The sequence below is a fragment of the bacterium genome, from assembly GCA_035528375.1.
In the GTDB taxonomy this organism is placed as follows: Bacteria; RBG-13-66-14; RBG-13-66-14; order RBG-13-66-14; family RBG-13-66-14; genus RBG-13-66-14.
This window is the reverse complement of record DATKYS010000081.1, coordinates 1-12,899: the sequence shown is the minus strand read 5'-3', so window position 1 is coordinate 12,899 and position 12,899 is coordinate 1. Positions and strand designations below refer to the sequence as shown.

Genomic DNA, 12,899 nt, shown 5'->3' with positions numbered 1-12,899 from the left:
GGGCACTTGATGTGCCGGTCGGATGACGCCTTTCCTGCCACTTTTGCCTCCTCACATCTGTGGCAGGATAACACTCCTCAATCAACGTGTCTCTAGCGTTATGAACACGGATAATGGTCCGTTTAGGTAAGACGATCCCTTTAAAAATACACTCAAGTACCCGCCAATGCACAGGTACTATGCGCGGCATCTTGTAGCCGACTTTACCACGCTCAGGGGTAACTGCACATTAAGGTAGTTGGGCTCTATTTTAAGCGGGGCAACCCCCATCGGGGTGTCTTCTTTATGGAATACCTTAAATCCGCATTCTTTTAACGCTTCGTCAAGCGTGTTTCTTTCATAACACGACTCAATAAACAACTGAATCATGTCAACAAGGTTCCTTTTCGCTTCTTTTTCGTCGCCTCCCTGCGCGAAAAGGTCTAATACGGGACAGCATGCAACCGTCCATTTGGCCTTTTTTGTCACAACGTAGGGCAAACGCCAAGTAATGCGAGTTCCTGGAAACACTAGCGCCTCCTCTTCTATCCACACACAACTTAGACGGATTTATCTAATTTGTCAACCCCCTACTGGCCTGATTTTTTGGCCTACGGTAGTAAAGCCGCCCACCTTCGGACCGCAGCATAATCTGTGCCATCGTGTAATACGATACAACTTCCCGCCAATTCCTTCACTCCGCCTTGTTGAACCACCCGATCTTATCGCCGGGGTCGTAGGCCAGGTCCTTGTCGGAGAAGCAGCAAATCTCGTCCGTCGGGCCGTAGGCCAGGTCCTTGTCGGAGAAGTGCGACCGTCCTTCATCCTCGCAGGGCACCGAGGCGCGGAGCGTGACCGTCTCGAAGGTGATGGACAGCGGCCCGTAGCCGCTGGTTCTTCCGCCGAGCTGCTGCATGATGCCCGTGGTGGACGACACCCGACAGAGGTAGTTTTCCAACACGTCGGAGTGGGGGTAGAAGTACACCCGGCCGCCGACGTTGACGATGCGGGCAATGCGCCGCCGATCTATCGCGGAGAGGTAGGCGTAGTGAACGGTGAAGACGCCGCGGTAGCCGACGATGCTCTCGGAGACGGTCCGGGAGGCGTCCGCCGCCGCGTTGACTATCTTCTCCGGCACCCAATCCTCGTCCAGCCGGGTAAACCCGAACTCCGGGAAGGTGAGGTCGGGGATGCCCATCGCTCCGCCGGAGAAACTGACCTTGGGCCGCAACTTGCCGCCCGAATCCGTGTCGCCCCAGGGCATCAATCCTCCACTAAAAAAGCCATCCCTAAGATGGCGCCTCATCGTAAAAACATACAATTTTATTCTATCGCTTGCGTAAACCTACTCCTTGGATCCTATTTTGTTTTCCTTCTGTCACCTTTCTTGTTAAAAACTCTTCTGTAAATTGATAATCTAAACTTTTTGTAAAACCTATTTTACGTAATAGCGATTCAAAAGATACACAAAAACTCCCATACTCAAGCAGACATGCAGCAATAACGGCTGGTCCATCAGAAGTACAAATTCTACACTCCTCAGGTAATTTCCCTGCTTTAACCAAAGCTAATATTTCAATTTCGCCTTGTTCAACCGATTGTAATAGAACATTATCAAAAATGTCGACAATATCTTGTAATTCCTGAAGATTAGGGTCTATTTGTGTGCATTTACCGAATTCACTCTTTGATATACTGATCCTTTTACTGTCTATTATAAAAAAAGATGCCTCTTCAATGATTGTACTAGTAACGACAATATTGAATTTATCTGCAAGGGGTTTCCATGCATTAAGTTTAAATGCTTCGATTATAATATTAGCATCTAAAGCTAGATGTTGTATCGCTGCCATTAATAATCCCCAGGTTATAACCGTATTCTCTTACTACATCTTCAACCTCTGGTATAGACGTTTGGAGATAGCGAGCTAATTGACCTTTTGCAAGCCTACCAATATTATGCGCAGTGATCGCTAATTGAACAAACCTATCAGGAAAATCGGGGGGCTGCAGCCAATCACCAACGCGCTCCGATTTATCTTGGGCTTTGAAATACCTATCTTGGAGGGCGCTCAAGATGTCTTTTCGCTTTAGGAGACCAATATTTACAAAGCGCCAAAGTAAAGCTGAAGTCGAAACCTCAAAATCACGTGCAATATTAATCAAATCGAGATAGGAGATACTATCATTTCGTATTCTAGATGCGAATTCACTTCTAATCTCTTCCTCAGGTAACAATAAGGTCGAGGCGAAGACATCAGCTAATTTTTCAAGCTGATCATGCCAATCTGGATCGTTGTCTGCTTGTTTAATAAAAGACTCCCATGTGATCAAATGAAATAATTCATGTGCTAAATCGTAATTACGTCTCCACGGAGAATCTTCACTATTTATTAAAATTGCAGGACCAAAATCTGTGATGGTTGCACATGCCGATTTATCCATACCTCTTTTAAACCAAATCTTTATATTATAAATTTGCTCGAGTATGCTGCAAAGAACCCGCGCGGGCCGCGCACCTAATTGAAACAATTTACGTGTTTGGTTACCTAGTTTATCCGCCCAAGCATAGTCTTCCCTAGTATGGGTGATATTAATTTCTTCTTGATAGAGCTGTGATGCTGGTTTTTTATCAAGCAAAGTTTCTAGATGACGATATTGTTCACACTTCTGAATAAAGTATGCCCCGACTTTACCAAGGCTACCCACCTCACATCGTTCATCGCCCCTGTATAAAAGAGCCGGTTTACCTTTAGATTTGTCAATTTTTAAAAAGAAAACAGGATCTTTAAAAAGGGCATTCGCTAATTTATTTAATTCACTAGCCTTTAACGCTCTTTTTCCCTGCTCTATATCAGAAATAATCTGAGCAGAGCCAACTCCTATTTCTTTAGCCAGATCCCCTTGCGTTATTCCTACATCGGTCCGGACTTCCTTAATGCGCAAACCGATATCTTTATCAATGCTGCTGCTCAAGCTACGCATATTCCCTCCTAACTACCTGCTCTAGTTTACACGTAATTACAGAAAAAATCAAGAAAATCTTGAATCAAAATCACGTTAATGTCATAAATGCATGATAATATTTCTTTTATGTACCATCCTCTAACTCCAGAGCGAACCGCGTCGCCGCCTCGCCGAAGTTCAATCGCGGCTCGATTCCCACCACGACCCCGCAGCCGTCGTCGGGCGAGGTCGCCCCGGCGAGCCCGAGTCTCAACCCATCGCCGGTCTCGATGTCCAGCCGCAACCCGGCCAGCGTCACCTCGGCCCGGCTGCCGCGGTTGCTCTTAGCCATATAGAGAAGGTTCGCCAGCAGGCGTGCCCAACCCGCCGAGGTCACCAGCGGCGCGCTGAAGCTCTCGTTGTCGGTGAGCCTCGTGGCGGAGAGCACCCCAGCCGTCTCCTCGCCGCCCGGCCAACCGACGGTCACCGCCGGCGCCGCCCGCTGCCAGGCCCCCGGCTCCTGGTAGTCCAGCACTTCCTCGGGGGGGACGGTGGTTCTCCCCCGCCGCCAGCCCCTCGGGACGAAGTGGATCACCCCGCTGCCGTCCACCCAGAAGATGCACCCGAGCGCCAGGGCCACCTCGGCCAGGCAGGAGGCCAGGCCCTTCCCGGCCCACCCGGAGCGGTCGCCGACGTTGAGCGAGTGGTTCACCGAAAGCTGGTAGGGGTAGTTCCCGCCGCCTTCGGCCACGCCGTAGACGGTTGTGGGGGACACCGCCGCCGGAATCACCAGGGGTGAAGCGGTCCCCGAGGCTTGGTAGTGGACCTCGCCGTGCCCGACCACGGAGCCGGAATAAGACCGCAGCTCCTTCCCCCGGGTGTAGTAGACGGTGGAGCCGACCGTGGTCATCTCGGTGAACCGCAGCGACGCATCCCAGTAAGAATAGGCGACGGTCAACTCCAGCCCGACGTACCGCCGGGAGAGCGCCAGGATGCAGTCTCCCGTTTCGTAGAGTTCGTCGGTATCCACGGTGAAGGAAACCGGGGAATCGCCCAGCTTCACCGTGATGAGCGCCGGGTCGGGGAAGGCGTTCGAGAGGGAGAGCGTCGCCCGTTGGTTCTCCGGGTCGTCCTCGGCGGTGAGTTCCTCGGTCACGTCCTCGCGGCCGAAGTCGAGCGGGGCGCCCCAGGTATCCGTAATGAGGTCGTAGGCCCGGAAGTAGGTACGGATTTCGCGGGCCTCGGCCTCGACCTGGAGGGTCGGCGGGCCGTCGAATTGATCTCCATACCCGGAGTCGTACTCCTCGATACCCTTGGTGTGAGTGCTTTCCAGCGGGCTGAGAAGCTCGATAATCCGATCTTCCGGGCGTAAAGCCCCGTTCGAGCAATCCAAAGGCGGGCTCACCGTGAGCCTGGTCACCATATCTGCATTTATCCACTCGATGTCGGTGATGGTCCGGGGTAGCGGCGCGTAGGGGAGGTGTTTGGGCTTTTTCGGCCACAAACGGATGCGGTCCCCGACCTTGATGTCATCCATGAGATAGGCACCGACCTCGACGATGGAATGGCCCATGTTGAAGACGAATCCGTCCTGCTCCCAATCAACGTAAGCCCGGGTGACGGGGGCGCCCTCCAGGGTGACGAATCGCTGGGTGGTCCGGGTGTAGCCGACGTAAGCCTTCCCATTTAAATGAGCCAGGCTCGTCGGGGTGTAGTGGTAGTAGGCGTTCGGGTCGTCGTTGATCGTCCAGCCCCCGAGGCTGGTCAAGTCCCAGAGGGGATAAGACTTACGCACCCGGCTGAGGACCAGCCTGGTCAGCGGCGCCGTGTGGTTGTAGGACCCGGGCATCCCATCCTCTCGGGCGAATATCACCAAAGCCTCGGAATCACCCAGGCGGGCCATTCGCACGGAATGTGCGCGGCTGGGAAACCCCGCTATCAACCACCGTGTTCCCGCGGTCAAATCCCGGTAGTAAAGCCTCTCATATTCATTGGTATTGTTGTCCGCCAGGGGTCCCAGGGGATTGGTCAGGGTGGAGATGTCCACGTCGTCCTCGGCGGTAAAGATTTTATCACCCGCCGAGGTAAAGACTACCGAGGGGCGGCGTTGCGCCCGGGTGAAGGAAATCTCGAAGGCTGATACCTTCTCGGGCTCCGGGGGGCCGGAATAATTCCTGCGGCTTCCGCCGTGATTTATGAAGGCATAGTATCCAGCCGGCAAGGTACATGGGAGCTTGCCCGCATTTTCGGCGTAGGGCAACCCACTGCCGACATCGTAGACCCAATCGTCTCCGTCGGGGCTGAACCGCGGGATGTAGTAGGCCAAAGGCCCCGGCATCCGGTAGGCCGTCACGTCGGCGGGCCTCCGGTTGCTTTCGGTGAACTCCACACCGACGGCGGTTTCCTCGGGGAGGAAGAGATTACGACCGTACATGAGCGGGTTTTCCGACGCGTATTCACGATGGATACCCGGCTTGCCTAGCACGCGAGAGAAATCCCGGGCGAATGCCCGGTAGATGTGGGTATCTTCACCTAATGTAAACTCCGCGTCGAAAACGGTTGGACCGGGCGCGTAGTCCTTTTCCACCGGCCCGGCCAGGCCGATGGCGTTCCCCTTGTAGATGAATAAATCGCCCGCGCCCACCGGCTTTGGCAGCCGCCATTCCGCCGCCCTAGACTTTATCCGCGCCATTCCCGCGTTCCACAGCTTGAACGGCTCGGTGTAAACGGTGTAATGTACCGGCGGGGCGACAATGTGCGGGGTGAATCCCGACAGGTCGGCCTTGATGATGTAGCCGGGGGCGGTCGCGGCCGCGTCGGGGAGGGGGAGATTCACGCCGTAAACATCGGTCCCGTCCACCCAAATGGTCTCTATCTGCCGCGTCGGGTTGAGCGGAATGGGCCAGGGGGGGACGGCCAGCTCGTAGCTCGCCCCCGTCGAGGGTGAATAGCCGAAGATGCTCTCTCCGGCTCCGCACAGGAGCAACCCGTGAACCGGCCACCAGGCCAGGCCCCGGATTTGGACCGTGGCGTCCACCCCACCCGGCCGGGGGTGGTGGGTGACGTAGGGGGTCGTCGCCGAGATACCGGTCCCGTGGAAATCGCCCACGGTCAAGTCCATCTCGGCGGCCAATTCCCGAATCACCGCGTCGTAGCGCGCGGGCTCGGTGGAGATGAGGATGGGCGCCGACGGCTGTAATTCGTTCCCCGCCTTCAGAAGGTCGTGGACGGTGAGATCGAGGGTGTCCCCGGCCCTGAGCTTGGTCAGCCGCGCCAGCTCCACCACCCGCCCGCGGAAAGCCGGGGTCGCGCCGACGGGCGCCATGCCGCTCGTCGCCTCGCGGAAGGAAAGGCGGAAGTCTATCCGCCCCGCTTCGAGTACCCGACGGATGGTCACGCCCAACCCCTCGAGGAGCGGGACGATGACCCGGGCGCGAACCTGGTCGCAGATGATCTCGCCGGTCTTGGCCTCCACGCGCCAGGAGGGCACGACGAAGCCCTCGACGGCGGTGGTGATGTCCACCCACGCGCCGGAGTCGAGGCGGATTTCCACGGTCTGAGCTGGGGCGTTGATCCGTTCCATTTTTACCTTGACAATCCGGAAAAACCGGACTATATTACTTTGTGGCTCGCAAGTCCTGGTCCTCTGTTGCTCGGTGCGCCTTCCAAACGGAGGGCGCTCCTACTTGACATGGAGGTCGCCCTGTATTAATCTTTCCTTCGGCCGCTGCGGGAAGTCAAGCCTGGTGCCCTAATGTGAGCGACCGTCTAAGGAGGACGAGCAGCAGGGCTGAGACCAGGTTGCGAGCTTGGTTATCGGGTTCGATTCCCGCGTCCTCCGCCCGTCCTCCACTGCACCCTTCGGGGTGCTTTTTTATAGCCCCCGCCCGGCGGCGCCGGCGTCGGCCTGCTGGTTGTAGGCGTCCAGCTTATCCAGCGAGCCGATGACCGGGGCGTAGTGGAAGTGCTGGACGGTGGTCGTGCGCAAAACCGGCCCGTCTCCCCCGGTCGCGGAAGGGGCCGCGCCGTGGACGTCGGCCAGCAGTCCCGCCATTCCCGCCAGACCGCCCTCGAGGGCGCGGTGGAGGCTCGCCTCGGGAAGGACGTACTCCGGTCCCCCCTCACCCAGGAGGGCCAGGGTGGGCGAGCTGACGAAGCCGCCCCCGGCGAAGGGCAGGATGAGCTCCAGCAGGTCGCCGAAGAACCCCAGCTTCGAGGTCACGAGGCTGGACATGAGGCCGAAGAGCCCCGAGAAGAGGTCGCCGAACCCGAGCTTCAGGTCGCCGAAGAGGTCGGTGGTGACGCCGACGACGGTCTTCGTCAGGCCCTCCTCGAAGGCGGTCAGGCCTCGATCCAGGTCCCCGTCGGCCCCGGAACGACCCCCTCGGTCGGTGGAGCCCAGCTTCTCGGCCGATTTTTCGAGCTTTTCCGCCGCCCGCTCCACGGCCTGGGCGCTGCGGCGCAGGGCGTCGGAATCCTGTTCAAACGCGCGATTCAAGGCTGCTCCTCGGTGGGGTGTTCCGCCAAAGTGCCCTCTCCCCGGCCCGCCGCAGGTCCGCCATCAGGCGGGAGTAGGCGACGGCCCGGCGCACGGGCCAGCGGAAGAGGACCCTCTCGATGGTGGTTCCGGCGAACCGGGCGACGGCGGCCAGCTTTTCCACGAGACCTACTCCCGAACCGGGGTCGCCGGTCGCGGGGCTTTTTTTTTAACCGCGCTCGAAGCCGATTGCAGGTAACCCTCCAAAAACGAGCGCAGCTCCGCGGGGGTGTGGTCGGCGGCGAACCGGGCGAGCTCGGCCTCGGCCAGGGGACGCTGGGTCAGCGCGGCCAGCTCGGCGGGGCTCTCCTGGTGCAGGACGACCCACAACAGGTACAGGGCGCGCTCGGTCGCGGTGAGCTCGTAGGGCAGGCGCCCGGACGCGACCCGCTCCAGGAGAACGTAGGCGTAGCAGGTGGGCTCGGGGTAAAGCCGACCGCCGATTTCGACACTCCCCGGGGGCAGCAGCTCCTCGGGCTCCACCGCGTCTTGGACGTCCGCGTCCTCGCCGTCCAGCTCAGCGCCGGCCAGGCGGAAGAGCTCCCGGTCCTTCGATTCGCGCTTCATCTAAGCCGTCTCCCGCGGTGGCAGGTAGAAGACAACGTCGCCGGGCTGGTCGTTGTGGGCGGTGAAGGAGAGGGTAAATCCGCCCAGGCCGTCCGCCGGAGCGCCGAAGCGGAACTCCCCGGTCCGGCAGCAGTCGGCCAGGTACACTGCGAAACGGGCCTCGGGCGCCCGACCTTCTATCAGGTCGTGGCCGCGGAGCACGCCGTAGAGCGAGAACTTTTTGGGGATGTCCTCGGGGCCGACCACGAGCCGGTCCCCGGCGTTCGGGTCCAGACGGAGGTACGAGAGGCGGACCTCCGCGCCCGCGTCGGCGGCGGAGAAGGTCAGGGTGTCGCCGTCAATCGCGTACTCCCCGGAAGCGGGATCATCCTCGACCCTCTGGAAGGAGCGCCCCGCGGCGTCCTTCACCGTCTCGGACAGCGCCACGTTGTCGTCGTGCTCCAGAGTGACCGTGCGGGGCCCCTCCTCGGGGACGACCGCCTCCTCGTCGAGCACCTCCAGCACGCGCCCCGTGGAGCTCTGGCCGCCGAGGACGACCCCGAGCGTGGCCGCGTCCAGGGCCTTGAAGGCGATCTCGCCCCGCCAGTTGACCCCGACGGGCACGGTGTACGAGCTCCAGCGCTCCCCCGCGGGGAAGCTCTTGGTCTCCAGCTCGTTGGTGAGCTTGAACTCCTGCACGCCGCCGTAGACGAGGCCGGTGGTCACGTCCACGATGCAGCCCTTGCCCGTGAGCACGGTGGAAGGCATCGGTCGGTCCTTTCTTCAACGGGGGGCGACGACCGCCAGGGCGACCTCGATCGTCGCGTGGTGGTAGGCGGGCCGGGGCGGGGTCACCAGGGAGGTGCGCCAGTACCGCGCCGTCAGGCTTTCCAGACTGAGCCACTCCTCGGCGGTGTGGCCGGAAATCTCGCTCTCCCCGTAGGTGTAGGCGTAGGGCAGGCCATCCTCCGCCGCCCGGGAGAGGAGGCGCCACAGGGAGGCGCAGCGGGAGGTCAGGTCCCAGATGAGGTCCTCGTCGCCGAGCTTACTCAGGCTCAGGGTGACCTCCAGCTCGACGAGGGCGCGGGAACCGTCGAGGAGCTCCACTCCCTGCGGTGAAATGGAGACCAGGCCCGCGGCGGGCAGCTCGGCCGATCGGTGCAGGAGCCCCGGGTCGTAGGTGACGCGGGCGCCGGTGAAGAGCCCCGCGGCCAGGGCGCCGACGACCATGGAGTGGTGCCGGGCGAGGTCTACCATGACCCCTCCCCGCCGGGGAACCGCCCGAAGCGGGAGAGGCCCGGGTGGTCCGGGTCGTCGTGGAAGAAGGCGACATCGCCGCGCCGGGGACCCAGCTCCACGCCCAGCAGCGCCGGATCGCGGAGGAGCAGGGCGACGAGTGTCTCGTAATCGTCGCGGAAGCGCTCCGCGCGCCCGTCCTCGGTCCCGGCCCCGGCCCGGCCGTAGTAGACGACCAGCACCTCGGCCGCCGCCCGATAGAGGCAAATCCGCCCCACGAGCGCCGGAACCGGGTCGAAGGGCAGCAGGGCGAAATGGGGCGAGAGCCGGGTGTCTATCTCGGAGGAGGCGTAGTCCAGGTACCCGGCGAGGGTTTCGTCCTCCACCGCGGCGAAGGCGTCGCCCAGAAATTCGCGCAGCTCGCTGACTTGGGCGTAGGCCAAGGTCCCTCCTCGGATGAATGCATGAGTGCGGGGTGGACCCACGGTCCACCCGTGAGCCGCTAAGACTCGGTGCCGTCGCTGGCGTAGGCCAGCTGGGGGAAGGTGTAGCCGGCGTTGTAGCGCTGGCGGGTGCCGAAGGCGTAGAGGTCGTTGCGGAAGACCACGTCCCCGGTGGCCGGGTCGGTCTGGGCGGTGAGCTCCAGCTCGGTGCGCCGCTGGAAGACGAGCGGCTTCAAGGGCTCGGTCGTCTGCAACAGGTACCAGGCGGTCTCGCTGGTGAGGTAGGGGTTGAGCGCCACGTCGAAGAGTCCGGCCAGGGGGTTGTTCTCCGGGTCACCCGCGGAGTAGTGGGGGTGCTGGGTCAGCTCCAGGGCGGTGAAGTAGAGCGCCGGCGGGACCATGAGGGTGGTGTTCTGTTTGGAAACCACGTTCCCCCAGGGGGCGCCGTCGGAGCGCAGCATCCCCATCAGCGCCGAGAAGCCGCCCCGCAGCGACTCCGTGTCCAGAAGCGCGTCGGTGTAGTTGCCGAAGGAGCCGCCCGAGTCCAGGGGGTGGGAGTCGGAGAAGAAGGCCTCGCCGTCGTAGCAGGCGTCGGTGAAGGCGGCCTCGAGCACCTCGGTCACGAGGCGCGCCTGGTGCTCGGCGGCGCGCTGGGCCGCGGCGGTGATGGCCAGGCCGATCTGGCCCGACTGGTCGTCCTCCACGGCGGAGCGATCCAGGTAGAAGCCGAACTCCCAGGTCTTGTTGCGGATGGAGTAGCGCTCGGCCACGCCCTGGTTGATCACCCGGTCGCCGATCCACTCCCGCACGTCGCCCAGCAGGCGCAGCCAGTCGTAGTACTCCTCGGCGGCACCCGACGAGACCACGGTGGTGTAGCGCTGCCAGCCGGTGTCCCGGAGCTCGTGGTAGGCGCGGAAAAATTCGGTGCGCACGACCCCCTCGAGCATCTTCGGGGAGAGGTCGCTGGCGGTGGTGAAGGGCATCGGATCCTCCTTGTGGGGGTTAAGCCGGGGCGCAGTCGCCGGCGTCGAAGCGGAGACGGACGTGGCCGGAGTCGCTCACGGATACGACGAGCCCGGCGTAGACCTCGTTCTCGGTGGAGAGCGCCACGGTCTCGTCGTCGGAGCAGAAGGCGCTGGCGCCCACGTCTCCGGCGGCGGCGCCGGACTTGGCGACCACGATGGAGCCCTGGGTCACCACGACGACCTCGGTGTCGCCGTCGAAGCCCGAGGAGTTGTCGCCTGAGTCCCGGGCCACGCCCACGAAGCGCAGGCCGGCGGTGTCGGCGGCGGGGACGAGGTAGCCGCTCGCGTCGAGGCAGACCAGCGCACCCTTGTAGACCGTCGTCTGCGCGGCGACGGGGAAGGGGAGCTGCCAGCCAGCGGCGAAGCGCTCGTCGTAACGGTTGGTTGTCAGAGCCATGGGAACCTCCAGGTTACCGGTAATCGGGTTTTTCTTTCGAGTTTTTCTCTCCCCGTGAGAGATTCATTTACTCACGGGATTTAGGGTGAGAGCCACCAGATTCCCCCTCCACTTTCTGGAGGGAGGCGTACCTATGCGTCAGGGTGAGGGCCAGGATAACGGTCCCCCTCTCCCCGTGGGAGCGGCGCGCCGACGGGCCGGGGTGAGGGGTGAAAAAATGGGCGGGCTATAGAGCCCCCAAAAGACAACTCGTAGGGCGGCAACTCCGTGTGCCGCTTTTTCTGCGGTGAGGGACGGAATGCGGGCGGGTGTGGACACCCGCCCCTACGTCCATTCGTCGCATATCACACCCGTAGGGGCGACCGTCCACAGTCGCCCGCATGTCCCCTCTCCCTCCCAGGGAGAGGCTAGCCTACGGGTTAGGGTGAGGGTCGAGGCCGGGAACGTGAAAGCGGCCGCAGCGGGGACTAAAGTCCCCGCCCTACATTCAGGTTGGCGCTATCCCCCCTGTCCGGCGGTGTTCTCCAGGTAGTAGGCCAGGGCCGCCGGCTCCAGTCCGAAGCGCCGTGCCACGGACTCCAGCTCGGGGTCGGCCCCCTCGCGGCGCGCGGAAACGGTCAGGGCGCCGGGTCTCACCCGCGGCCGGTCGTAGCTGGCCAGAAACCGCTCCCGGTCGTCGTCGCCGGGAAGGCCCGCGGCGAGCTCCAACACGTCGGCGCGCCGGTCCGGGGAGAGGCGCCCGCGGGCGACGAGCCCATCCACCATCTCCTCCAGCCGCCGGAGACGCTCAGCGTCCAGGTAGCTGGAAAGCTCGTGGTTCTTCCTGCGACTGGCCGCCAGCTCCACCGCCAGCTCCCGCACCCCGGTGAGGGTGACGAAGGGCTCCTGGCGCCGGATGTGCGGCTCGGTGACCAGGCTCACCTCGAGAATGGCGTCCTCCCAGTAGTTGCCCGCATCGTCGGCCAGGGGCCCCAGGGCCAGGGAGGTGTGGCGGATGGTCCCGCCCTCGATGAGCCCGCCCACCTCGGGCCGGGTGATGACGAGAATGGCGTAGAGCCGCTCGCCGTCGTCGGAGAGCTCCAGGTCCTCCACCCATCCGGCGTTGTCCGTGGGCTCGGAGCCGTGGTTCAGGGGGACGGGGATCTGTATACCGGCCTCCCGCGCCTGGCGGAAGACCTCCACCCAGGCCGCCAGCCGCTCCGGGGTGAACTCCAGCTCGCCGTCGGGATGCTGGAACGTCCCGGCCCGGGCGATTTCCTTGCGGAACCGGGGGGGGCTGTCCTCCCCGTTCGGGGGAAGGGGGTCGAAGGGATTGGGCATCATCCTCCTTAGAAAAACCGCGCGGTTTGTGCGAAAATTGCTCCACGGGCCCATCGGCGGCCCGCCTACGGGTTAGGGTGAGGGGTTAAAACGGGCGGGTGTGGACACCCGCCCCTACGAACAATCGCGAATCAAATCCGTAGGGGCGACCGTCCACGGTCGCCCGCGATTTCCCTCTCCCTGTGAGAAAGGGTTAGGGTGAGGGCTGCCTAATAAAACACGGACCTACCGGTCGGTCGGCCCCTACTAAGTGTTGAAGACGGCGAAGGTTATCCCGTCGGCGGCGGAGCGGCTTTCCTGGGGGTGACGGAGAGGCCAAGCTCCTCGGCTATCTGCTCCACGGCGAGGTTTATTTCCCCGCGACGGATGAGCTCGACCAGGAGCTCCTTGTAGAGCGTCCTGTGGGAGCCAGACAGTGTGGCGATGACCAGGCTCGGCCTCGCCCCGGGGCGACCGATGAGCCCGGCCAG

The 12,899-nt window shown here is 62.0% G+C and carries 14 protein-coding genes; all 14 read right to left on the bottom strand.

Annotated features, from left to right (window positions below; translation table 11 throughout):
• Window positions 1-673: 673 nt before the first annotated feature.
• On the bottom strand, window positions 674-1,243 hold the full coding sequence (locus tag VM054_06540; protein ID HUT98717.1) for a hypothetical protein: 570 nt from the start codon (window positions 1,241-1,243) through the stop codon (window positions 674-676).
• 64 nt (window positions 1,244-1,307) lie between these two features.
• Window positions 1,308-1,832 carry a hypothetical protein gene (locus VM054_06535; protein HUT98716.1) on the bottom strand — a complete coding sequence of 175 codons (525 nt, stop codon included), beginning with the start codon at window positions 1,830-1,832 and terminating at the stop codon, window positions 1,308-1,310.
• A complete protein-coding gene (locus VM054_06530) occupies window positions 1,798-2,964 on the bottom strand; it encodes an XRE family transcriptional regulator (GenBank protein ID HUT98715.1) in 1,167 nt (388 codons plus the stop codon). The genes VM054_06535 and VM054_06530 overlap by 35 nt, the downstream gene beginning before the upstream one ends.
• A 106-nt stretch (window positions 2,965-3,070) precedes the next feature.
• Window positions 3,071-6,508 (bottom strand): hypothetical protein, encoded by a 3,438-nt coding sequence (locus VM054_06525; protein HUT98714.1) that lies wholly within the window; start codon window positions 6,506-6,508, stop codon window positions 3,071-3,073.
• Window positions 6,509-6,799: 291 nt separating this feature from the next.
• Window positions 6,800-7,423 (bottom strand): hypothetical protein, encoded by a 624-nt coding sequence (locus tag VM054_06520; GenBank protein ID HUT98713.1) that lies wholly within the window; start codon window positions 7,421-7,423, stop codon window positions 6,800-6,802.
• The gene (locus VM054_06515; protein HUT98712.1) at window positions 7,407-7,586 is read right to left on the bottom strand and encodes a hypothetical protein; all 180 of its coding nucleotides are present in this window, start codon (window positions 7,584-7,586) and stop codon (window positions 7,407-7,409) included. Before VM054_06515 ends, VM054_06520 begins: the two co-directional genes overlap by 17 nt.
• Before the next feature lie 5 nt (window positions 7,587-7,591).
• Window positions 7,592-8,029, bottom strand: coding sequence for a hypothetical protein (locus tag VM054_06510; GenBank protein ID HUT98711.1), 438 nt, complete (start codon window positions 8,027-8,029; stop codon window positions 7,592-7,594).
• Window positions 8,030-8,776, bottom strand: a complete 747-nt coding sequence (locus VM054_06505; protein ID HUT98710.1) for a hypothetical protein — start codon at window positions 8,774-8,776, stop codon at window positions 8,030-8,032.
• A 15-nt stretch (window positions 8,777-8,791) separates the two neighbouring features.
• The gene (locus tag VM054_06500) at window positions 8,792-9,265 is read right to left on the bottom strand and encodes a hypothetical protein (protein HUT98709.1); all 474 of its coding nucleotides are present in this window, start codon (window positions 9,263-9,265) and stop codon (window positions 8,792-8,794) included.
• On the bottom strand, window positions 9,259-9,687 hold the full coding sequence (locus tag VM054_06495) for a hypothetical protein (protein ID HUT98708.1): 429 nt from the start codon (window positions 9,685-9,687) through the stop codon (window positions 9,259-9,261). The genes VM054_06500 and VM054_06495 overlap by 7 nt, the downstream gene beginning before the upstream one ends.
• A gap of 59 nt (window positions 9,688-9,746) precedes the next feature.
• Complete coding sequence (locus tag VM054_06490) at window positions 9,747-10,670, bottom strand: Mu-like prophage major head subunit gpT family protein (GenBank protein HUT98707.1); 924 nt, start codon at window positions 10,668-10,670, stop codon at window positions 9,747-9,749.
• A 19-nt stretch (window positions 10,671-10,689) separates the two neighbouring features.
• Window positions 10,690-11,109 carry a hypothetical protein gene (locus tag VM054_06485; protein ID HUT98706.1) on the bottom strand — a complete coding sequence of 140 codons (420 nt, stop codon included), beginning with the start codon at window positions 11,107-11,109 and terminating at the stop codon, window positions 10,690-10,692.
• A gap of 498 nt (window positions 11,110-11,607) precedes the next feature.
• Entirely contained in the window at window positions 11,608-12,429 is an 822-nt protein-coding gene (locus VM054_06480) for a hypothetical protein (protein HUT98705.1), read from the bottom strand.
• Between the two features lie 269 nt (window positions 12,430-12,698).
• On the bottom strand, window positions 12,699-12,899 hold a 201-nt coding region (locus VM054_06475), incomplete at its 5' end, for a hypothetical protein (protein HUT98704.1).

Coding starts and splice junctions, on each gene's coding strand:
- VM054_06535 (HUT98716.1), bottom strand. CDS start 1,832: ATGGCAGCGATACAACATCTAGCTTTAGATGCTAATATTATAATCGAA.
- VM054_06500 (HUT98709.1), bottom strand. CDS start 9,265: ATGGTAGACCTCGCCCGGCACCACTCCATGGTCGTCGGCGCCCTGGCC.
- VM054_06530 (HUT98715.1), bottom strand. CDS start 2,964: ATGCGTAGCTTGAGCAGCAGCATTGATAAAGATATCGGTTTGCGCATT.
- VM054_06485 (HUT98706.1), bottom strand. CDS start 11,109: ATGGCTCTGACAACCAACCGTTACGACGAGCGCTTCGCCGCTGGCTGG.
- VM054_06480 (HUT98705.1), bottom strand. CDS start 12,429: ATGCCCAATCCCTTCGACCCCCTTCCCCCGAACGGGGAGGACAGCCCC.
- VM054_06490 (HUT98707.1), bottom strand. CDS start 10,670: ATGCCCTTCACCACCGCCAGCGACCTCTCCCCGAAGATGCTCGAGGGG.
- VM054_06505 (HUT98710.1), bottom strand. CDS start 8,776: ATGCCTTCCACCGTGCTCACGGGCAAGGGCTGCATCGTGGACGTGACC.
- VM054_06525 (HUT98714.1), bottom strand. CDS start 6,508: ATGGAACGGATCAACGCCCCAGCTCAGACCGTGGAAATCCGCCTCGAC.
- VM054_06510 (HUT98711.1), bottom strand. CDS start 8,029: ATGAAGCGCGAATCGAAGGACCGGGAGCTCTTCCGCCTGGCCGGCGCT.
- VM054_06540 (HUT98717.1), bottom strand. CDS start 1,243: ATGCCCTGGGGCGACACGGATTCGGGCGGCAAGTTGCGGCCCAAGGTC.